The organism is Cupriavidus taiwanensis (assembly GCF_900250075.1).
Lineage (GTDB): Bacteria > Pseudomonadota > Gammaproteobacteria > Burkholderiales > Burkholderiaceae > Cupriavidus > Cupriavidus taiwanensis_C.
On the sequence record NZ_LT977071.1, the window covers coordinates 2341273 to 2363204 of the forward strand.

General features: G+C 60.8%; 15 protein-coding genes and 1 pseudogene. 7 read left to right on the forward strand and 9 right to left on the reverse strand.

Going from position 1 to position 21932, the window contains the following annotated elements:
* Nucleotides 1–322 precede the first annotated feature (322 nt).
* Nucleotides 323–685 carry a hypothetical protein gene (locus tag CBM2588_RS26920; protein ID WP_147298447.1) on the reverse strand — a complete coding sequence of 121 codons (363 nt, stop codon included), beginning with the start codon at nucleotides 683–685 and terminating at the stop codon, nucleotides 323–325.
* A 758-nt stretch (nucleotides 686–1443) separates the two neighbouring features.
* A complete protein-coding gene (locus tag CBM2588_RS26925) occupies nucleotides 1444–1950 on the reverse strand; it encodes a DUF6471 domain-containing protein (RefSeq protein WP_147298448.1) in 507 nt (168 codons plus the stop codon).
* 814 nt (nucleotides 1951–2764) lie between these two features.
* Between CBM2588_RS26925 and CBM2588_RS26930 the strand changes: the two genes are divergently transcribed.
* The 5 genes and pseudogenes from CBM2588_RS26930 (at nucleotide 2765) to CBM2588_RS31150 (ending at nucleotide 8968) form a co-directional block, all read left to right on the forward strand.
* On the forward strand, nucleotides 2765–3124 hold the full coding sequence (locus CBM2588_RS26930; protein WP_147298449.1) for a hypothetical protein: 360 nt from the start codon (nucleotides 2765–2767) through the stop codon (nucleotides 3122–3124).
* Between the two features lie 466 nt (nucleotides 3125–3590).
* Nucleotides 3591–6371: an integrase catalytic domain-containing protein gene (locus tag CBM2588_RS26935; RefSeq protein ID WP_115683315.1), complete on the forward strand. Its 2781-nt coding sequence runs from the start codon at nucleotides 3591–3593 to the stop codon at nucleotides 6369–6371.
* Between the two features lie 272 nt (nucleotides 6372–6643).
* Nucleotides 6644–7699: an ATP-binding protein gene (locus CBM2588_RS26940; RefSeq protein ID WP_115683316.1), complete on the forward strand. Its 1056-nt coding sequence runs from the start codon at nucleotides 6644–6646 to the stop codon at nucleotides 7697–7699.
* A 12-nt stretch (nucleotides 7700–7711) separates the two neighbouring features.
* A pseudogene (locus CBM2588_RS31580) lies at nucleotides 7712–8146 on the forward strand (TniQ family protein); the annotation flags it as partial.
* Between the two features lie 129 nt (nucleotides 8147–8275).
* Complete coding sequence (locus CBM2588_RS31150) at nucleotides 8276–8968, forward strand: hypothetical protein (protein WP_231942290.1); 693 nt, start codon at nucleotides 8276–8278, stop codon at nucleotides 8966–8968.
* A 150-nt stretch (nucleotides 8969–9118) separates the two neighbouring features.
* Here CBM2588_RS31150 and garD read toward each other — a convergent pair whose 3' ends face one another.
* The gene (gene garD / locus CBM2588_RS26950) at nucleotides 9119–10684 is read right to left on the reverse strand and encodes a galactarate dehydratase (RefSeq protein WP_115683319.1); all 1566 of its coding nucleotides are present in this window, start codon (nucleotides 10682–10684) and stop codon (nucleotides 9119–9121) included.
* A gap of 374 nt (nucleotides 10685–11058) precedes the next feature.
* Here garD and CBM2588_RS26955 point away from each other — a divergent pair, with 374 nt between their 5' ends.
* Nucleotides 11059–12114 carry a cyclase family protein gene (locus CBM2588_RS26955; RefSeq protein WP_115683320.1) on the forward strand — a complete coding sequence of 352 codons (1056 nt, stop codon included), beginning with the start codon at nucleotides 11059–11061 and terminating at the stop codon, nucleotides 12112–12114.
* A 1313-nt stretch (nucleotides 12115–13427) separates the two neighbouring features.
* A complete protein-coding gene (locus CBM2588_RS26960; protein ID WP_172583674.1) occupies nucleotides 13428–13595 on the forward strand; it encodes a hypothetical protein in 168 nt (55 codons plus the stop codon).
* Between the two features lie 264 nt (nucleotides 13596–13859).
* Here the strand turns inward: CBM2588_RS26960 and CBM2588_RS26965 are convergent, their stop codons facing one another.
* The 6 genes from CBM2588_RS26965 to CBM2588_RS26990 form a co-directional block, all read right to left on the reverse strand.
* Complete coding sequence (locus tag CBM2588_RS26965; protein ID WP_115683321.1) at nucleotides 13860–14207, reverse strand: EF-hand domain-containing protein; 348 nt, start codon at nucleotides 14205–14207, stop codon at nucleotides 13860–13862.
* Nucleotides 14208–14406: 199 nt separating this feature from the next.
* Nucleotides 14407–15906, reverse strand: a complete 1500-nt coding sequence (locus CBM2588_RS26970; protein WP_115683322.1) for a tripartite tricarboxylate transporter permease — start codon at nucleotides 15904–15906, stop codon at nucleotides 14407–14409.
* Nucleotides 15907–15918: 12 nt separating this feature from the next.
* Nucleotides 15919–16425, reverse strand: a complete 507-nt coding sequence (locus CBM2588_RS26975; RefSeq protein ID WP_115683323.1) for a tripartite tricarboxylate transporter TctB family protein — start codon at nucleotides 16423–16425, stop codon at nucleotides 15919–15921.
* A gap of 67 nt (nucleotides 16426–16492) precedes the next feature.
* Complete coding sequence (locus tag CBM2588_RS26980; protein WP_115683324.1) at nucleotides 16493–17488, reverse strand: Bug family tripartite tricarboxylate transporter substrate binding protein; 996 nt, start codon at nucleotides 17486–17488, stop codon at nucleotides 16493–16495.
* Between the two features lie 81 nt (nucleotides 17489–17569).
* Nucleotides 17570–18736, reverse strand: a complete 1167-nt coding sequence (locus tag CBM2588_RS26985) for a DSD1 family PLP-dependent enzyme (protein ID WP_115683325.1) — start codon at nucleotides 18734–18736, stop codon at nucleotides 17570–17572.
* Nucleotides 18729–21773 (reverse strand): FAD-binding and (Fe-S)-binding domain-containing protein, encoded by a 3045-nt coding sequence (locus CBM2588_RS26990; RefSeq protein WP_115683326.1) that lies wholly within the window; start codon nucleotides 21771–21773, stop codon nucleotides 18729–18731. Before CBM2588_RS26990 ends, CBM2588_RS26985 begins: the two co-directional genes overlap by 8 nt.
* Nucleotides 21774–21932: the final 159 nt, after the last annotated feature.

Consider the following 21932-nt stretch of genomic DNA (forward strand, 5'->3'; position numbering starts at 1 on the left):
GGGCCTCTTGCAAGACTACGGGATGAATCCATACCTGTACCTGCTGGGATACATCGGGCAGTATGTGACAAAGATGGTCCAGCAGGTACGGTCAGCGCTAGCGAGGCAGCTTGGCCGTGCCCGAGGTACCCGAGCCGGCAGCGACAAAAGTTCAGAAAGCACACCGAACGCTCGGGTAGCCATGGCAGGTCTTCAAGCAACTCACACATCCCACAGAGATTCACCACTCTGGCACGAAGGCCCCGTGTGCGAGGCCCGCCACAACTTAGCAAATCATGCGATTTCCGGAGAATGCGTTGGCACGATGCGTCGGTGATAGTGTTCACATACCCGGAGAGTCGACGCTGCCGTCTCCTACCATTCTTCGGCGCAGGTCCAGCAACTCCACTGTTACGTCGACCGTACAGGCAAGCCTCGCATCGAAGGTCGCGCAACACTCTACGAAGGAAGCAGCGGTCGCCGCCAATCCTGGCTCGCCAATCAATCGGTATCTCTTGCCATTCGCAGCCTCAGCGACTAGCCGCCGAACATCCTTAAAGACGAGGGGTGGCGTTACCCAGAATCCGCCATTAGGTCCGAATTGGCCAAAGATGTGCCAACGCGGATGGTAAGTCTGCAATAGGCGCCAATGTGTGACGCGAACTTCGTCTGTCTTGGCAGCCAGGAGAGCGATGACTTTCGCCATGTTGAATCTCCTTTGATGCTCAACTGAGAACTCCACTCAAGCGAACCTACCCGCCGGCTACTAAGTCGTAGGCGTGCCATCATCCGCATCCTCAGGTGCGAGATACTGCGAGCTCACGTTTGTCTGTTGCGTAACGTTGTTCGCGAGGGCCCAGATACCCCAGGTATGCATGCCGTCCGGGTCGTATCCGGGCTGCCCAATTAGGGTGTAGCGACGTCCGCTCCGAGTCTGTCCGGTCCGGTTCTGTATGTCGAAAGACGTGATTGCAGAACTCACGCGACCAGAGCCGCTTGCGATGGATTGGCCAACGAAATGGTGCTCACCTCGTTCAGTCTCAATGACCTGCCAACGGCGTAGCCCTATCTCGGGCTCCTCATTCACTGGCGCAACCGACCAAAAAGGCATAGTGCCCCCATCGGGAGAACCGCAGCGCTAGATAGCCTTGATGATGGCTAAGGAGACAGTGTGTCGAGACACCGCACTCGTTCAAAGGTCCGAACGCATCGGGGCCTGTCAGCTGCGGATAGGGGAAATGAGCGCTGCCAGGAAGTAGTTCTACTTGTAGGCGACAGCGCGTGTGTGAGTCGAGTGTAGACCGTGTGACAACAGTTTCAAGGTTGGGCTGCCCTCTCATCTGCACCACGCCAATGACGGACAGTCCCTGCCGCGAGGGACGCCTTTCGAAAAGACACCGCTGTTCCTTGCATTCTACGTTTTTTGGCCTAGTCTGTCGGTATGGTTTAGCACATACCGTGACTCTATCCGTCATGAACGTGCTGCTGCGCGGTCTTTTCGATGTCGGTCTGGTCAACGAACCGCTGAAGCATAGTGACAGGCGCTACCGCGGAGAGTTGCAGGAGCAACGTAAATGGAAAACTGCCAGATAAGATTTGCTGCTCAAGCTGCGTTGCACTCACCTCGAGGCCCAGCTTCAAGAACCGTTTGGCCAGGACGGTGTATGTCAAGCCGTGAGCTTCCAGCTCGCGAAGGAAAGTCCGGGAACACACGTCTTCCCATGACTCACGGCGCTTCGGCAACACCAATTCATCGGGAAGGTCAGCTTGCACTGCAGACAGAAGCTGGAAGAAGAAGCTGCAACGAAAGGAGCCGCGCTGAACCTTACCCTCAACGGCGCGAACGGACTCCTTCAAGGAGACGGCCGCAAGGCAGTCGACAAGTTGCTCGTACGACACGCCTTTTCGCACCAGCAAGCCGCGGGCGGTGCGCGACGCTAGCCGCGTCCACGCTGTATCAACATGACTCAAGCGGTCCTCGCTGATGTTGTTGCCCTGTTAACCGTATACCGTTGAAACAGGGAATAGCCGACTCGTCCAAGCAGAAGTAAAGCCATCTCCGGCAGAGCCAGGCAACTCAAGAACGGTGCAGCGCATGCATTGTATCTGGTCCGTTCACCTGCGGACCACGATGCACGACGGTGTGCGCGCCCTCTTTTGCCAAGCTCTTCGTGTCCACTCTCTATCTCAATCCTGAGGGCATTCTTCACCCTCCGCATGCCGTTGCAAAACGGAACGCTGCTTCAGAAACCTTCGCAGTCAACATAGCACTGTTCGAAGAGCTTTTGCTCACATCTCCGCCAACTGCAATCATCCTGCACAGTTGGTACATCCTGGAGGCGGGTTACCGGGACGCTCTATCCTGCTTGCCAAGCGCGACGCGCGCAAGCGTCATAGGCGCAACCCTTCCAGGCAACAGACTTCACCGATACCACCACCCTGTCGTGAGCGCTCGACGGGAATGGTTGCGTGCGGACCTTCAGCGCCGTCGCCCTCCTCATCCAATTCTTCTCGACACAGATTGGGGCCAAGTCCTGCCGATTCTCTCTGAGTCCAGCGTCATCATCGAAGCCCGAACTGACCTGGCCACCGCAATCCACGCGCTACGTACCCTTCTTTTGGATGGGGGCTCGGTCTACCGCCCAATCAAGCGAAACCGTGGCGGCCACAGGAATCGAGAGGAGCAGGCGTGATGAGAGTTTTATTCTTCGTGTGCGACGGAGTGCTCCACCCTTCGTGCAAGGGAGTTCCGGCTCAGCACCGCCAGGCGACGGCAAGCAGCATCATGGACGCCGGCTTCTTCCAATGGTCGGCTCATTTGGCCGAAGCACTCCAGGGCTACAACGACGTCGTTCTTATCAACGAGTGCGATTGGGGCGTCAAGCTCAAGCAACGTACTTTCTTGCAATGCCTCGGGCCATCTGCCCGGTGGTTCGCCGGTGCTCTCGACAGCAGGCCTACGTCGATTGAAGGCGCCAGAGCCCTCTTTCTTCATGTCACACATCCGACTGACTGGATGCGAATCCTCCCACGGCCTCAGCCAGCATACGCCGAGCGCGTCCTTCTGGTCGACCCTAAACACGGTATTTCGGCGGCAGCGGCGAAGCAATCGCTCCACAGACACTGGCATAAAGAATCGGCATGAACAGTATCACACCGATTATCTTCGATTAACGCTATTATGATTTGTTAATGCAAGTTGACGCATAGTATATTTTCCGCGAAAGCACGGGAAAACCCTCCCCGTACCAAATAGTTTCGCAAAAAAACGCTTGCATAAATCGCCGATAGGCATAAACTCGGCTCACCATGGAGATGGTAATCATGGAACACAGGAAACCCCCACCGCACACCACCTAACTAGACCTCCTGCGCTTAGGACGAGTCGTCAAGAACGTCGCCCGAAGCAAGCCCACTGCAAGCTCTTTTTGAGAAACTTCATATTTCTCAATGGACGACTATTTTCGCAACTCAGGACGTTAATCGTTTTGAGATGCCCAACTTTTGCCCGCAACCTCAAGAGCCTACGCGATTTGAGGAAGGCAAGATATTGCCAAGAGTATGACGCGCGAAACAACGCGTCTGGAATCTAGCTCGAAGTGAGTACGAAAATGGACCATGTAGAACTCTGCAAGCACGTGGAGAACATCCTCTGCCAGATGAATATGCCAGAGGAGGGACGGCAGTATGTTCGCCACGTTATTAACAACGGACCTTCACGAACCGCGAAGAATCATTATGGCAACGTGATGTCGCGATATCCAAGCAAGAAAATGAACCGTTTTATTTTGGTGGAAAGCATGGCGGGAGAATTAGCGAAAGCAATAGAGTACGAGAACGATGAAAGCATCATTGCGTATTTCCCTCAGCCCAAAGAGATACAAGTCGACTATATCGACAAAAACGGCAAGCGTCGTGGGACAGGCCCTTATCACTCAGATTTTTTTGTCGTATCCAGAATGTCCGTTTATGTGGATGAGGTCCGAGATGATGCGCGGCTATATGCGCAAACATTAAGCCACCCCGACTCGTATTTCCGAGATGAAGGCGGGATAATCCATTTTATCCCCGCTGAGTCGGCATTTGGAAGAATGGGCGTACCTTACAAAATAGTAAAGAACTCGTCGATGAATACTCGACTCCTAACGAATGCACGATTTCTTAAAGATTACCTTAGAGAGGATGCGCCGGAGATTCCCAGCGAAACACTACTGCAAATTACCCAGCTCTTACAGGAGCGGAAATATGTCTCGTATACAGAACTCATCGAGGAACACCGATTTACGGCGGACCACGTAATTGCTGCCATTGCGGGGGGATACGTTCACGTGAACCTCCATGTAGAGCGGCTCGATGTCCCATCGGATTTAATTATCTGCTGGGATGCCGCTACGTCGGCCGCCGTACGTGCTGCTCGTCAGAAAGAGCTGCAGCCGGTCTTACCGCTGCCGGGCCTGATGCGGCTCCGTTCCGGGGCCGTCATTCGGTACGAAAATGTTGAGTACACAGTTGTCATGTGTGGAGAGCGCCAGCTACATGTACGAGACAAAGACGGATACATCTCAGTGCTGGACTTAGAGTCGGTTTTAGCCCTAAACGACCTTAATGAGATTTCTTCGGATGCAGTCGGAGTGCCACCGAACGCAAAGAAGATGTTACATGATTTCGGCTCCGCGCAATGGGCACGAGCAGAAGCACGGCTAAAGGCTCTCGAGACTTGGGACCTTACCGCATTCTCCAGGAGTTCACTCGAAGGTTATGCCCGCAAAGTACGTGGCATGGAAAATCAGCTAGACCGCCTGATTGCCTTAATGGACCACATCCCGAATCGGGGAAATCATCACTCGCATTTCCCAAATGAGGCAGAAAACAAATGCCTCATCGAAGCCATGAAATGCTACAACTCTCCTGAACGCATGACGAAAAGGGGAGCGTATGCAGTGTATTCAAAGCTAATAGAATGCCATACAAAGAGCACTGGAGAGCCCCTTACGCCCAGGTCGTACCAAACATTCTGTAAAAACTGCAAGGATTCAGAAGATATTTTGCGAAGAGAAGGCGAAAAAGCCGCATATCAGAAATATCCTTTGGATTCGCTCTTCGCTCAGCCGTTTCCAGTCCACGGAACAAGACCGCATGAGGTCTGCTACATCGACCACACCACCATACCTCTTGCCACAACAGACCTTGATGGCGTGGACCTCGGTAAGCCGCACATAACGCTCGGCGTGGATGGCGCGACCCGGCACAGGCGTGCATTTTGGGTCTCGTACAACCCGCCGAGCGCCGCTTCCGTCCTTATGGTACTCCGGGACTACGTTCGTCAGCACAAACGCCTTCCAACAGTTCTCGTCGTAGATAACGGCAAAGAATTCCACTCTAACGAGCTTATTTGGTTCTGCTATCTCTACGGCATCGAACTTCGCTATCGGCCACCCAGCCAGCCGCGTGGTGGTGCGGTCGTTGAGCGAGCGCTTGGCGCAACCCAGGAGGAAGTGATTCAACAGCTTCGGGGCAATACGACCAATATGGTGGACCCGAGAATGGTGTCGCGGGCGGTCTATCCGTTCGACCGCCGCGTATGGACGCTGCCTGCGCTCTACTTCATGTTGGATGAGTACTTTTTGCAGTACGCCGACCGGGTCCATCCTGCGCTCGGCATGAGCCCTAATGAGAAGGAGAAGCGGCTATATAAGGAAAGCGGTCGCCGAGAACACACCCTCGTACGATTTGATGAAAACATAATGTTGCTTACATGCCCTCATACGGAAAATTGGTTTCAACTCGTTAATAACAGGCGTGGAATATATATTTACGGCCAATTCTACTGGCACGAGACATTCAGAAAACTCAAAAAAGGAACTCGCCTTGAGGTTCGAGTAGAGCCGTGGGATGCAAACGTACTATATGTATGTGTAGAAAAGCTTGGCTGGCAGTGCGCCATTATTCGCAACTTGGCGCCGTATCGCGGCAGGACGAATTATCAGATTCAACAATCATACAGAGAAGCTGCCCGAGCCGCAAATCAGCTATCCAAGAGAGATATCGGCTCCAAGAAAGTTCTGACTGAGAAGGCAGAATTGTTCATACCCGGTTCGTTTGATGAGCGCATGACGAGACAGCAAGCCGAGATGGGTTACCTGGCTAAAAAGATTGGAATGTTTATTGCCAGTTCCAAAGCCGCAAAATTTCTCGAAAAAACCACTGCGGACAACATTGACTCACCTTTCGGGGAGCTGCGGTGGGGCCAGAAAGATGATTTCGCTGAAGAAGTGGAGAGCGCAGCAACGGAGTCGGAATCCGCAAAGAAGTCGGATGACAACAGTGACTTCAGCGTACCCCATCCTCTGCTCGATGAATCCACACTTCGTGCATTTCGCAATTATGTGTGAGTAACTGAAATGTTCAAGGACACGCCCCCAGACCGGCCCTCAATCCGGCTACACAGCGCCACCAGCGGGTCGCGCTTCGCGGGCCAACAAGCCGTCGTTCTGTCCCGGCAACTGGCAAACGTCTCAATCTCCATTGAGAACATCCCAATGCCAGAAAAGACGCCGAAATTCAATTTTTGTTGACGTGACCATGCACGGCGAATTCGCGATGGATAAACGACCCGGAACAATGGTCAAACTGTAAACTGAATAAATTTCATTTAGGAAACATCATGTTTAGGCGGAACCGAGAATATATCCACCCAGAGCTTGACGCGATACTTACTGCAAGCAAAAAAAGGCGTGAAGAATGGTTCAATAAACTAACCATTTCACATCGAAATCTTGGCGTCGCCCTTCAGGACATCCTAGAATGTGTCCAGCGCAATAAAAATACTAGATTCATATTTTTTATCGGAATGACCGGCGCCGGAAAAACAAATCTAGCCGAAAATGCTTTAGCGGATGCCCTTGCAGATTTATGGGGAGACGGGGCAGGCGCAAAGAAACCGTTTATGTACATCCCAGTGGAAACTAATAACGAACATACATTCGCCTGGAAAAATCTATTCAGCGATATTATGGAGCAAGGCTCAGCCGTTCCAGCTGAATTCATTCGCGAGCCATCCGACTCACATGGAGTTATACGGTACGCAAGCAACAGTCGATTAACTCTTGGCGCCCTCCGAAAAGCAATAAAACGCATGGCAGACCAAAGAGCCTTAAAGGTAATCATCTTTGATGAGGCCTACTATTTTCTTCGGCTTCGGTTCGACAATCTTGATGTCATGGACACTGCAAAATCCTTCGCCGAACAAATAGACGTGAAGCTGCTTTTCATTGGAAGCTATGAATTACTGGAACTTTCAACACTCTACGCGACCCAAATTCGCCGCACTGAGGTTGTCCCTTTTTTTCGATATGATACGAAAAACAAAGCCGAGATGAAGGAATTCACAATAGTGGTAGAAAAGTTCGCATCGAATTGGCCCTGCAAAAGCATCCCAAATTTTCCGGCTGCAGTCGAGGAGTTGGCAGATGCATCTATGGGTGGAGTCGGCCAACTCTCAGTAATTCTGTCAAACTTCCTGGGTTACCAGCTTCGCAGCAAGGCCGAAGTATGGACGCCCATTATGTTCGGTAGAGCGTTAAAGGCAACAGCTCTTGATGAAGAAATGCGCGACCAAATAATAACAGGGGAAGCCGAGCTCAGGCGGAAATATAGCGTCAAGAACTATTACTGCACGAATAAAGGTATCTCCGCCATTGGGAAAAAGCTGGCATGTTAATATTTTTCAGACATGTATCCTCTTTATAACCTTGAGCCGATAGGCTACGGAACGAGCCAAGCAGAGTCCCTGGCAAGCTACGATTTTCGGCTTGCCTCCGCCCATTGTGTTCCCGTCCGCAAGCTGAATAGCTGTGTTCTTGCGCCGCTGGCCGAAGGTCACGAAGAGCCAGTTTTGACCGCCTCATGGTACGCACGCGGTGGAGCAATGGTAGCCATGGGGCTAGTTTCTAAAGCTTGGGCGGCAGCCTTAAATCTCGCAACTGGAAGAAATGACTTAGGCCTTGGTACGCTCAATTTTTCAGCCGGGTTCCTGGCTACGACACATTTGCTCGCGAAGAGCGCTCGGTACTGCCGAGAATGCTTGCGGGATGCAGTCACCAGAAATGCTGAGCCATGGATACCTCTTATTTGGTATGTCGATGTGGTAACAGCTTGTCCTATTCACGGAATTAAATTGCGCAATCGTCGGTGCGGAGCGCCGGAGAATTCCATTTATCCTTCGCTTAGGAAGACTCTGCCAGAAAACTGCTGGACGTGTGGGCGGCTCTTTTGCTTGTGCGACAAGTCCCGTTCCATGAAGGCTACCGCAGAAGAGATTGCCGTCGCTGAACTCGTCGGAGAACTAATTGCAGTCGGGACATCGGGTGTAGTTTTTCCGGCCGATGCGCTGCAACTGTGTAACGAAGCGATGCCGACGGTCCTTGGAGAAAACTGGCTAGTTCGGGCGGCTGATGCGTGTCACCTCTCTAAGGGCAGAGTTCACAGAATGTTTCGACAAGCTGGAACCCGCGCTTCCCTTCCTGGCCTTGTACGTTTCTGCCTCTGCAATCAACTGTCTTTAGCTCAAATGGCGCTTGGCCGCGTCGAATACCGCCGTTGCGTTAGTCCAAGTGTCCACCACACGAGGCCGTACCGCTCTGCTTGCGTGGAGTCCATCCGGGAGGAGATTCAAAAATCGATTGATGCAGGCGGCGTCAGGAGCTTGCGATACTTGGCACGCAAGCTTCATCACTGTCCGAAGACGCTCAAAGAAGTGGCGCCTGACCTAATCCCAGCTCTTAATCTCGCCAATGCAGCATTTCGCGTGGCAGAACGTAACCTTGGCGCTGCTAGGCAAGAACAGGAGTGCCGTCAGATAATCGGGAATCTGCTGCGCAAGGGGCAAACTCTCACCTTGCGCAACGTAGAAGAACACACCGGCCATAGCTGGCACTGGGCGAGCAAGCGCGCCCAAATCTTCCTCAAGATGCGGGAGGAGTATCGCTGAGCCCATAATGCGCGTTCGAGACTTTGCTCTGTGCGCTTTGACCGACAATGTAAAGTAATTCGCTGGATTCTACTCAGTAAAGCAATACAGTCAAATCGGCCAGCGAATTACTTACGCTGACACCACGCATCGCCCAAATGAATCCAGCCTTCAAGTCACCGGCGCCGGATTGAACAACACCAGCGCATTGCGGATCTGCCAATGCTCCGCCCATGACTTCTTGCCGCTGGCCACGGCCAGCAGCGTGTGGAACAGCTCCCAGCCCACTTCCTCGATGGTGGCCTCGCCGGTGGCGATGCGGCCGGCGTTGATGTCCATCAGGTCGTGCCAGCGCCGCGCCAGGTCATTGCGGGTGGAGACCTTGACCACCGGCACCTCGGCCAGGCCGTATGGCGTACCGCGTCCGGTGGTGAACACGTGCAGGTTCATGCCGGCGGCAAGTTGCAGCGTGCCGCAGACAAAGTCGCCGGCGGGCGTGGCGGCGTAGATCAGGCCTTTCTGCGTGACCTTTTCCCCCGGGCCGCTGACGCCGTGGATCGGCCCGGTACCGGACTTGACGATCGAGCCCATCGCCTTTTCGACGATGTTGGACAGGCCACCCTTCTTGTTGCCCGGCGTGGTGTTGGCGCTGCGGTCGACCTGCCCTCGCTCCAGATAGCGGTCATACCAGGCCATCTGGCGCACCAGCGCCTCGGCCACCTCCGGCGTGGCGGCGCGTGCGGTGAGCTGGTCGATGCCGTCGCGCACCTCGGTCACCTCGGAGAACATCACCGTGGCGCCGGCGCGCACCAGCAGGTCGGTGGCAAAACCCACCGCCGGGTTGGCGGTGACGCCGGAGAACGCATCGCTGCCGCCGCACTGGACCCCCACCACCAGGTCCGACGCCGGGCAGGTCTCGCGCCGGCGCGCGTTCAGGCGCGCGAGATGCTTTTCCGCCGTGGCCATGATCGATTCGATCATCGAGGCGAAGCCCACGTGCTGCTCGTCCTGCAGGCAGACCACGTCGGGCTCGCCGGCCTTCTGGATCGGAATGGTGCCGGCGCCGATCAGGCGCGCCGGCTGCAGCTTTTCGCAGCCCAGGCTGACGATCATCACCTCGCCGCCGAAGTTGGGGTTCAGCGCGATATTGCGGATGGTGCGGATCGGGATGCCGGCGTCGGGCGCGTCGATGGCCACGCCGCAGCCATAGGTGTGTTCCAGGCCGACCACGTCATCGACGTTGGGGTACTGCGGCAGCAGTTCTTCCTTGATGCGTCGCACCGCGAACTCGACCACGCCCTCGACGCATTGCACCGTGGTCGTAATGCCCAGGATGTTGCGCGTGCCGACCGAGCCGTCGGCATTGCGATAGCCCTCGAAGGTATAGCCCTCCAGCGGCGGCAGCGGCGTCACGCGCGTGCCGACCGGCAGGTCCTCCAGCCCGGGCGCGTCCGGCATGCGGATTACGCGCTCATTGACCCAGCTGCCGCGCGGCAGGTACTTGAGCGCGTAGCCGATCACCACGTTGTAGCGGATCACCGCGTCGCCTTCGCGCAGGTCGGCCAGCGCCACCTTGTGGCCTTGCGGGACGGCTTCGGCCAGCACCAGGCCGCACGGGAACGTGGTGCCTGCCGGCAGGCCGCCGTCATTGGCGACGATGGCGACGTTGTCGGCGGCGTGCATCGCAATGTAGAGGGGGCGCGCCGCCTGCGGGGCCGCTGTAGGTGCTGCTGCCATGTTTTCTCCAATCCGAAACCTGCTCAGGTTACGTGTTACGTTGTCTGACAACATTCTATCCGGTTCGGCGCTAATCTGGCTGCAGGTTATCCCCGGATACGCGGCAATTCGGGCGGATACCGCCTCACATGCACTGCATGTTGTATGACAACATATGAAAAGAACGCATAACCACGTCGGACGCGAGGGGCTTGTGCTGCACCGCATAATGACCGTCACCGCCAGCATGGCCTATAAGGGTGCAACCGGTTTCATGCAGACAACGCCGGCGAATCGACGCGCCGGACATACGCAACGGTATGGTCCGGCCCCCCGTTCCATTCCGCATCGCTGGTCGTTCAGCACGGCCAGATACACGAAAGGAGGCATGACTCATGCGCTGGAAGCAACGTCCGCAAGGTTCCAACTGGGGAGACTTCGGCCCCGACGACCAACTCGGCCGCATCAACCTGATCGGGCCCGAGCAGGTCATCAAGGGCGCGCGCGAGGTGCAGGCCGGCCTGAGCTTCTGCCTGTCGCTGCCGCTGGACTACCCTGGCGGCAACAAGCTCAATCCGCGCCGTCATCCGCCGGTGCTGCGGCCGACCTTCCGCGACGACGCGCCGTACACCAACTTCCCCCTGGCAAAGATGAATCCTGCCGCCACCGATGTGATCAGCGACGACCAGGTGCTGATGTGCCTGCAGTACAGCACGCAATGGGACGCGCTGGCGCATGTGGGCGCGCTCTTCGACGCCGACGGCGATGGCCGCGCCGAGCGGGTCTACTACAACGGCTACCGCGCCAACGAGCATATCGTCGGCCCGGTCGACTATGCCGAGGACGACAACTTCGCGGCGCACCCGTGCGGCCACGACCACAGCGCGGCGCACGCGCTCGGCATCGAGAACTTCGCGGTCAAGGGCATGCAGGGACGCGGCGTGCTGGTCGACCTGGCGCATGTCTTCGGCATGGACTTCCGCAATGTCGGCTACGACGACCTGATGCGCGCAATGGAGCCCGCCAGGGTGGAAGTCGAACGCGGCGACATGCTGCTGCTGCGCACCGGCTTTGCCGAAGTGGTGCTGTCGATGCAGCGCGAGCCCGATGAAGCGGTGCTGCATCACAGTTGCTGCGCGCTCGACGGGCGTGATGACAAGCTGCTGAACTGGATCACCGATGCGGGCATCGCGGCACTGATCGCCGATAACTATGCGGTGGAGCGCTACCCTGCCCGCCCGGCGCCCGACGGCGAATCGCATCATCCTCTGCTGCCGCTGCATCACCATTGCTTGTTCAAGCTGGGGTTGCCGCTGGGGGAGCTGTGGTATTTGCGGGAGCTGGCGGACTGGCTGCGGGGGAATCGGCGTACGCGGTTTCAGTTGACGGCGCCGCCGTTGAGGTTGCCCGGGGCGGTGGGGTCGCCGGTTACGCCGGTTGCTACGGTGTAAGGGTTCCCCATCTTCGGCATTTTGGACGGGGATCGCTCTTGGCGGGCGCGGCTGTTTCGCCGGCGTAGCCGGCGAGTCACTTTTTGGCCGAGCGCCAATAACCAAAAAACGCGTCGCCTGTGCGGCTGGCAATCAATTTCACGGTGTTGGTCGCTCGGGCGGCGGTGCTTTCCGTTTGGGCGTGGGTGCCCGTTCGGCCCTGCTACGCCATGTGAGTCAGGGGCGGTGCCTGCGATCACCCACTATTGGACAATCCCAATGAGGGTGTAGGCAGCCTGCTGCCGGCCGTATCGCGGGGACGCCTGCGGCTGCTGCGCAGGCTCGATTGCGCGGGCGGGCATTGGGCGTTTGCGCGAATGCAGCCAAATGCGTCTGGCGATTCGCCAGCCAAGTTAACCGGCCGACGACGGCGCCAAGCGAGCGCAGCGATGCGTCCCGTGCCAGGGCCCACGCCGCGCGATAGGGCCGGCGCGCAGCGCAGCCGTAGGCGTTCCTACGGCAAGGCCCGCAGCAGGGACCACCCACCGCTCTGGGCTCGTTCAACCTGCACTTCAACGCCCCTGCCACCGTGGCGCACCCCTGCGGCAGGCAGTCCCGCTATGCGAGGAAGCAAAGCCCCGTACGAAAGCCCCCGGGCACACTACGATAAGACATGCCGCCCGCAGGGCAGTAAACGCGCTTTTTGGTTACGTTTTGGCGCTCGGCCAAAAAGTGACCCGCCCAGCAGGGCGGAACCAGGCGGCCCAAAAGCCGACAGCATGTCACCAACAGCAACCACTCAAATCCAGTTGATAGATCGATTTCCGACATAGGACCCTCCAATCGTTACCTGAAGGTCCACCGCACAACGCTAGCGGAGGGCGGCGGGTCTGACGACGAGGGTGGAAGACCGATGCAAACACCAAGCCGGCCAGCCTTGCGGCTGCCTCGTGTCGGCCCGCCATGGATGACAAGCGCGTATGCGGAGACAGGCGGCGTCGAAGACGCCGACCTGTGGTGCTTGCAGGTCGGGCTTCCACGCCCGGCCACCGTTGTGTGCGATGACCGTGTCAGTCTCCCGCATCAGAGTCAGGAACTCGATAGGACAGTTCCCATTCCTGCGCGGACGCAGCATCGTGCCGTCGCTGCGCCCGCTCGCAAATAGACGATCTCCGAAACGATTCCGCAAGACCTGCCGTGGGTGGTGAAGCGACGTGAATCTGCAGTCGTGACTTCGTGGATGCTCCTGCCCTCTCCCCCAACCCTTGCATGTTCTCGGAACGTTGTTCTGAACGCATGCAGGAGAGTAGCGACCCGCGGGCCTGACGACGAGGATGGATGGCCCAGAGCTGCATGAAGACAATGAAGCGGGACTACGTCGCCTTCATGCCCGCGACAGCGCTTCCTTGCATTCAACGGTGACGACATCCGCCGACCTTGAATTGATCGACGTTTCCGGCTTCTTCACCAATCACCTGATCGCCATCGGCGATCTGATATGAAATATTTTGGGCCTATAAATGAAATTATTCGTTTGTGGTACGGGCGCCACGTGTTTGGTCGCTCGTTAGTTTCGGGCAACAAGTCCTACTACTACGTTTGCGGCTTTAGTGAAGCGTGGCAGGCAGCGCGGAAACCGCTGATCTGACCAATCGCGGCACGCTGTAGCGATGACCTGACGGCGTCCTTTTCCAAGAGCGAGCGGTACTGCCCCTTACCGCTCGCTCCGTCACCTTGTAAGGTCTGAACCTGAGCGTATCAGTCCTTTAGTTCCAGATCGGATCTTCCTTCTGCATCTGATCCTTGGTCTTCTTCATCCAGTACGAACCGATCTGGCGTTCCGTGACAGACCCCTTCTTCTTGGCGTCAATCTTGTCGAAATTCGCGTAGACCTGGGGCATGCCTGCCTGCGCTTCGTCGCGGGTAAGCTTGCCGTCATGATTGGCATCGGCCGCCTTGAATCGCTCCGCAATCAAGGCCTTGGCTTGTGCCGTAGTCGGTGGTGCTTTGGGAACCTCGCCTTGGGATCCTTGAGCCGACTGGGCGCTCACTCCTAGAGAGGTGAGTGCCATCAGGACTGCGAAACCAACTGCCGGCAATTTGCGTACGGTCATGTCGCTCTCCTCAAGTCATAGTGTTGTTTGGAGCCGTGGAACAGGAAGGCCTGCTGGCCGAATATCCCGTGAGCCCTGGCTCGCTCAGTATTCTACGTGCGTACGGGGCATCACGAGTAGGGGGAATCCGCTATCACAAGGGGCTACCGCCAACGCGTTCCCAGAACATACTGGCCCGCCAAGCACGGCGACCCGCCCCTCAGGCAACCCCCTTCCTCCCCCGCATCCTCAAATCACTAACCAACGGCCACACCAGCACAAAAACCGCCAGCCCCATGATCGTCCCCACCAGCCCGTTCGACCAGAACACATCCAGCGCCCCGGACGACACCAGCATGGTCTGGCGGAACGCGTCCTCGGCCCGATCCCCTAGCACCAGCGCCAGCACCATCGGCGCCAACGGATAATCCAGCTTCTTCAACACATACCCGACCACGCCGAAGCCCAGCATCAGCCAGACATCGAACAACGCGCCGTTCACGGTGTATGCGCCGATCGCGCAGATCACCAGGATCAGCGGCGCGATGATCGAGAACGGGATGCGCAGGATCGCCGCGAACAGCGGCACCGTCGACAGCACCACGATCAGCCCGACGATATTGCCGAGGTACATGCTGGCGATCAGCCCCCATACGAACGGCCCCTGCTCTGCGAACAGCAGCGGCCCCGGCTGCAGGCCCCAGATCATCAGGCCGCCCAGCAGCACCGCCGCGGTGGCGGAGCCGGGAATGCCCAGCGCCAGCATCGGCAGCAGCGCGCTGGTGCCGGCCGCGTGCGCGGCGGTCTCGGGCGCGACCACCCCTTCGACATTGCCCTGCCCGAACGAATCGGGATCCTTCGCCATGCGCTTGGCCACGCCATAGCCCATGAACGACGCCGCGGTGGCGCCGCCCGGGGTGATGCCCAGCCAGCAGCCGATCACCGACGAGCGCACCACGGTCAGCCAGTAGCGCGGCAGTTCGGCCCAGGTCTTCAGCACCACCTTCAGGTCGATGCGGGCCTGCTTGCCGCGGAAGGCCACGCCCTCTTCCATCGTCATCAGGATCTCGCTGATGCCGAACAGGCCGATCACCGCCACCAGGAAGTCGAAGCCGCGCAGCAGCTCGGTGGAGCCGAAGGTCATGCGCAGCGTGCCCGAGACCGTGTCCATGCCGACCGCGGCCAGCACGAAACCCAGGCACATCGCGATCAGGATCTTGGGCTTTGACTCCTTGCCCATGCCGACAAAGCTGCAGAAGGTCAGCAGGTACACCGCGAAGAACTCGGGCGGGCCGAAGCGCAGCGCGAACTTTGCCACCATCGGCGCGAGGAAGGTGATCAGCAGCACGCCGGCCAGCGCCCCCAGGCACGAGCCGGTGAACGCCGAGGTCAGGGCCTTGCCGGCATCGCCGCGCTGCGCCATCGGGTAGCCGTCGAAGGTGGTGGCCACCGACCAGGCTTCGCCCGGAATATTGAACAGGATCGAGGTGATCGCGCCGCCGAACAATGCGCCCCAGTAGATGCAGGACAGCATGATGATGGCCGACACCGGGTCCATCGAAAACGTCAGCGGCAGCAGGATCGCCACGCCGTTGGGCCCGCCCAGGCCGGGCAGCACGCCCACCACGATGCCGAGCAGGATGCCGACGAACATCAGCCCGACGTTCTGCCACGACAGCGCCACGGCGAAGCCGCCCATCAGTGCATTGATTTCATCCATGATCCGCGCCCCCTAGTAGCCCAGCGCCGCTTCCAGCGGGCCCTTGGGCAGCGGCACGCGGAACTGGATCTCGAAGATCCAGAACAGGAAGGCATTGATGCCCACCCCGACCAGCGCGGCCTTCCACCACGCCGACTTGCCCACCCAGACCATGAAACCGGCCACGAAGGCGGCCGATGCCACGTAGATGCCGAGCAGCCCGATCAGGCTGACATACGCGGTCAGCGGCACCAGGATCACGCCCACCTGCCGCAGCTGCTGCCACGTTGCAAATACCGCGTTGCGGTCCGCGCGCAGCGCCTGCACGCCCACCAGCACGCTGCAGGCCAGGATGATGATCCCGACCCGCATCGGGAAATAGCCTGCTTCCGGCCCGTCCGGCGCCCAGCCGGCGCCGATGCCGTGGTTGCTCCAGATCACCACCAGCGCACCGGCCAGCAAGCACAGCGCCACCGCCAGTTCCACCGCCCTGACCGAAATGCCGGCGCCCGCATGCGCCGTTTCCTGTTGTGCTTCCATGTTGTCCCCCGCCTTCAGGCCATCGGCTGCGCCGCGCGGCGCAGCCCGTTGATGATCCGCGCCAGCGTCAGCGCGCGGCGACGAAGCCCGCCTCCTTGATGATGTCGCGGTGCGCGGCTTCGTCGCGCGCCAGGAAGTCGGTCAGCGCCTTGCCGGTCAGGAAGTCGTTCTTCAGTGCGTTCTTCTCCAGGTATTCCTTCCACTCCGGCGTGGCCACGATCTTCTGCATCAGGTCCACGTAGTACTTCTGCTGTTCGGGGGTCACGCCGCCCGGCATCATGAACACGCGCAGCATCTGGTATTGCACGTCGAGGCCCTGCTCCTTGCAGGTCGGCACGTCATGCCAGCTCTGGGTCTGCGTGACCTTGCCGTTGTAGGCCATGCGCTCCGGCGCGAACACGCACAGCGCGCGATGCTCGCCGGCGCGCCACTGGCCGATCGATTCGGACGGGTTGTTGACGTTGGCGTCGATATGCTGGCCCGAGAGCTGCGTCGCGGCCTCGCCGCCGCCCTTGTACGGCACGTAGATGAAGCGGGTGCCGGTCTTCTTCTGCACCAGCGCGCTGATGATCTGGTCCTCGCGCTTGGAACTGGTGCCGCCGACCTTGATCTTCCCGGCGCTGGCCCTGGATGCGTCGATAAACTGGGCGACGGTCTTGTACGGGGCCGCGGCATTGGTCCACAGCACGAACTCGTCCTGCGCGATCATCGCCACCGGGGTCAGGTCGCGCCAGCTGAACGGCAGGTGGCTGACCATCGGCACCGTGTACAGCGCGGACGAGGCCACCAGCAGCTTGTGCGGGTTACCCTGCGATGCCTTGGTATCCATCAGCCCTTCGGCACCGCTGGCGCCCGCCTTGTTCAGCACGATCACCGGCTGGCTCATCAGCTTGTGCTTGGCGATGATGCCCTGGATCGACCGTGCCATCTGGTCCGAGGCGCCACCGGCGCTGAACGGCACCACGATCTCGACCGGCTTGGCCGGCTCCCATGCCCATGCGCTGAGGCAGGCCGTGGCACCCACCACGGCCGCCAGGGTCTTCCTGACTGTGTTGCGTTGCATCGTTGGTCTCCTTTGGCTTTGACTACCCGGTGCCGCTTGCCGCGGCTCTTCTCTCTTCTTTTTCTGCGCTGCCACGCGGCATCAGCGGCTCAGGCCGCGCGCCGCGATGTCCCACAGCTCGGCCACGTGCCCGTCGCGGCAGCAAACGTATTGCGCGTGCAGGTTCGCGGTGGGATCACAGTGGCCGGGCACCAGCCAGAGCTTGCTGCCCAGCAGGCTCTGGCCGTCTTGGTCCAGCACCTGCAGCACCCCGTGCTCGTCGTTGGCCGTGACATAGCGCAACCACTCGCTGCCCGGGCCGGACCACACGCGTGGCAGGCCGGAATCCACCGCTAGCGACTTCAGGCCCGCATCGCACACCGCCACGCCGGCGCGCGCGGTGCTCATCACCGTGGTCGCCAGGAACAGGCCGTGGCGGGGCTGGAAGCGCCCGGGCCATTCGCTGGCGCCATAGTGGCCGTCCAGGAACACATAGCTGCCGGGCTGGATCTCGGTATAGACGCCGCTTTCGCAATCGAACTCCGCGGTGCCGCTGCCGCCGCCGGTGATGACCGGGCAGGCGATGCCGCGGGCACGCAGGTGCGCCACATAGGCGCCCGCCTGGTCGGCGGCGCGCCGGGCCGCGTCGCGGCGCTGCGTCCAGTCCGCAAGGTGCTGGACGCCGCCGTGATACGCCTGCAGCCCGCCGAAACGCAGCGACCGCGCCGCGCCGATCGCATCGGCCAGCCGGCTCAGCGCTTCGGGGCTGTCGACGCCGCAACGCCCCTGCCCGACATCGGCTTCCGCCAGCACCGTGATGCGCACCCCGCCGGCCGCCGCGGCGGCGGCGATCGCGGTGACCTGGCGCACGTCATCCACGCACACGCTCAGGTCCACATGCCGGGCCAGCTCCACGGCCATCGCCAGCTTGTCGGCGCCGACGAACTCGTTGCTGATGTGGATGCTGTCGATGCCGGCGGCGGCAAACGGATAGGCCTCGCTGAGCTTCTGGCAGCAGATGCCCACCGCGCCGGCGGCAAGCTGCCGCTGCGCGATGGCGACCGACTTGTGCGCCTTGGCATGCGGGCGCAGCGCCACGCCGCCGGCATCGGCCAGCGCCTGCATCCGCGCCACATTCTGGTCGAAGGCATCGAGCTCGACCAGCAGCGCCGGCGTGCCTACGTCCTTGACGCGATCGCCGATCCTTGCCGCCGGCGGCGGCTGCAGGCGGGCACGGTCGTGGACCGGATTGCGCACCGGCTCAGTCATGGCGGCCGCCCTCCAGCGCCATCGCCAGCACCCGCGCCACATGCATTGCCTCGGCCTGCGCACCGTCGCGGATCTGGTGGCGACAACTGGTGCCGTCCGCGACCACGATGGCATCGGCTGCGCGCCGCCGCACTGCCGGCAGCAGCGACAGCTCGGCCATCGCCTGCGATGCTTCGAAATGCTCTGCCTCATAGCCAAAGCTGCCGGCCATGCCGCAGCACGATGACTCCACCGGCGCCACCTTCAGGCCGGGAATCCACCCCAGCACGGTCTGCACCGGGGTGAAGGCATCGAAGGCCTTCTGGTGGCAGTGCCCGTGCACGATGGCCTCGGACACCCGCAGCGGCTGCAGCGGCAGCGCCAGCCGGCCCGCCTGGCGCTCGCGCACCAGGAACTCCTCGAACAGGAACGACAGGCTGGCCAGCTGGCGCGCTTCGTCGCCATAGCCATAGCCCAGGAACTCATCGCGCAGCGACAGCAGGCACGACGGCTCCAGGCCGACCACCGGCACGCCGCGCTCCACGAACGGGCGCAGCGTATCGAGCAGGCGCCGCGCCTCGGCCTTCGCCTGGTCGACCAGGCCCGCGGCGAGGAAGGTCCGGCCGCAGCACAGCGGACGTTCGCCTGCCCGGGTATTGAAGTGCACGGTATAGCCCGCGGCTTCCAGCACCGTCTGCGCGGCGCGCGCATTGTCGGGCTCCATGTAGTTGCTGAAGGTATCGACGAAGAGCAGCACCTCGCGCCCATCGGCCTTGCTGCCCGCGGCGTTGCCCTCGCCGCGGCCGCGCGCAAGGAATGGCGCGGTGAAGCGCGGCAGCGACCGCTGCGGGGCAAACCCCAGCGCGCGCTTGATCCAGCCGGAGACCCCGGGCAGGCTGTCGGCCAGCGCCAGCAGGCCCGGCACGTGGCTGGCCGCCGGCGCATAGCGCGGCAGGAATGCGACCATGCGCTCGCGCAGGCTAATGCCGTGCCGGCTGGTCCATGCATGGCGCGCCTCGATCTTGAACTTCGCCATGTCGACGCCGGTCGGGCAGTCGCGCTTGCAGCCCTTGCACGAGACGCACAGGTCCAGCGCCTCCTTGACTTCCGCACTGGCCAGCCCGTCGCTGCCGAGCTGCCCGGTCAGCGCCAGCCGCAGCGTGTTGGCGCGGCCGCGCGTCACGTGTTGCTCGTCCTTGGTCACGCGATAGCTGGGGCACATGATGCCGGCGTCGAACTTGCGGCAGTGGCCGTTGTTGTTGCACATCTCCACGGCCGACGCCAGGCCATGCGTGGCGGTATCGCTGCCCGTGCCCGGGGCGGTCTCGGCGCCCGTCATCGGGTCGCGCCGCACGTTCCACGCCGACCAGTCCAGCGCCGGGGTCAGCGGCAGCGCAGCATAGCCGGGCGCAAAGCGGAAGTTCTCGCGCGCGTCCATGCGGGGCGGGCGCACGATCTTGTCGGGATTGAAGCGGTTGTCCGGATCGAACAGCGCCTTGATCTCGCTGAACGCGGCATTGATGCGCGGGCCGTATTGCCAGGCCACCCATTCGCCGCGGCACAGGCCGTCGCCGTGCTCGCCGGAATACGCGCCCTTGTATTCGCGCACCAGCTCGGCCGCCTCTTCCGCGATCTCGCGCATGCGCAGCGCGCCGTCGCGGCGCATGTCCAGGATCGGCCGCACATGCAGCGTGCCGACGCTGGCGTGGGCGTACCAGGTGCCTTCGGTCTCGTGCTTGTGGAAGACCTCGGTCAGCCGGCGGGTGTATTCGGCCAGGTGCTCGAGCGGCACCGCGCAATCCTCGATGAACGAGACCGGCTTGCCGTCGCCCTTCATGCTCATCATGATGTTCAGGCCGGCCTTGCGCACATCCCACAGCGCCTTCTGCGCCTTCTCTTCCGGCATCTTCACCACCGAGCCCGGCAGGCCCAGGTCGGCCATCAGCTCGGCCAGCCGGTCCAGCTGCGCCAGCAGCGCCTGGCGGTCGTCGCCGGCGAATTCCACCAGCAGGATGGCCTGCGGATCGCCGGCCAGCGCACGCTCGACCACCGGGCGGAAGGCCGGGTTCTCCATCGACAGGTCGATCATGGTGCGGTCGACCAGTTCCACCGCCACCGGTTGCAGCGTGACGATATGCTGCGTCAGGTCCATCGCCTGGTAGAAGGTGGGGAAGTTGACCACGCCCAGCACCTTGTGCGCCGGCAGCGGCGCCAGCTTCAGCGTGAGCTGGCGGCTGCAGGCCAGCGTGCCTTCGGAACCGACCAGGATATGCGCGAGGTTGGCGTGGCCGTCGTCGGTATAGGCGCGCGGGTTCTGGCAGTCGAACAGGTCGATGTTGTAGCCGGCGACGCGGCGCAGCACCTTGGGCATGCGCTCGGCGATCTCGCCGCGCTCGCGCGTGGCGATGCGCTGCAGCCCATGAAGGATGCCCTCGGTGCGTCCGGCCGCCACTGGTTTCGCGAGCGAACCGAAGTGGCAATCGCTGCCGTCCGCCAGCACCGCATCGATCGACAGCACGTTATGCACCATGTTGCCGTAGGCAATCGAGCGCGAGCCGCACGAATTGTTGCCGGCCATGCCGCCGATGGTGCATTGCGCCCCCGTGGAAACGTCCACCGGGAACCACAGCCCGTGCGGCTTGAGCCAGGCGTTCAGGTGGTCCAGCACGATGCCGGGCTCCACCGTCACCGTGCGCGCGCCGGCATCGAAGGCGACCACGTTGTTGAGCCACTTGCTGGTGTCGATGACCAGCGCCTCGCCCACGGTCTGGCCGCACTGGCTGGTGCCGGCGCCGCGGGCCAGCACCGGCACCCGCTGGTCGCGCGCGATGTCGAGCGCGCGCACCAGGTCGTCCTGGTCGCGCGGCACCACCACGCCAACCGGGATGATCTGGTAGATCGAAGCATCGGTGGCATAGCGGCCGCGGGCGGCGCGGTCGAACAGCACGTCGCCGCGCAGTTCCTTGCGCAGCAGCGCCGACAAGGGCGAGGTGGCCCGGTGCTGCGCGGGCACCAGGTGGATCGGCTTGACCAGCAGGGAAGACGAAGTCATGTTCATGGCATGCAAGAAACAAGGGCCGCGCGCCCGCGGCGATGCATGCGGCCGCCTGCGGTGGGCGCATGTCGTGGTGATGCCTTGGCAAGAAAATCAGGCAGGCGGCGGACCGTGCCGCGCCTGCCATGGCCTGCGCGGCTCGGTCGGCTGCGCTTGGTTGGC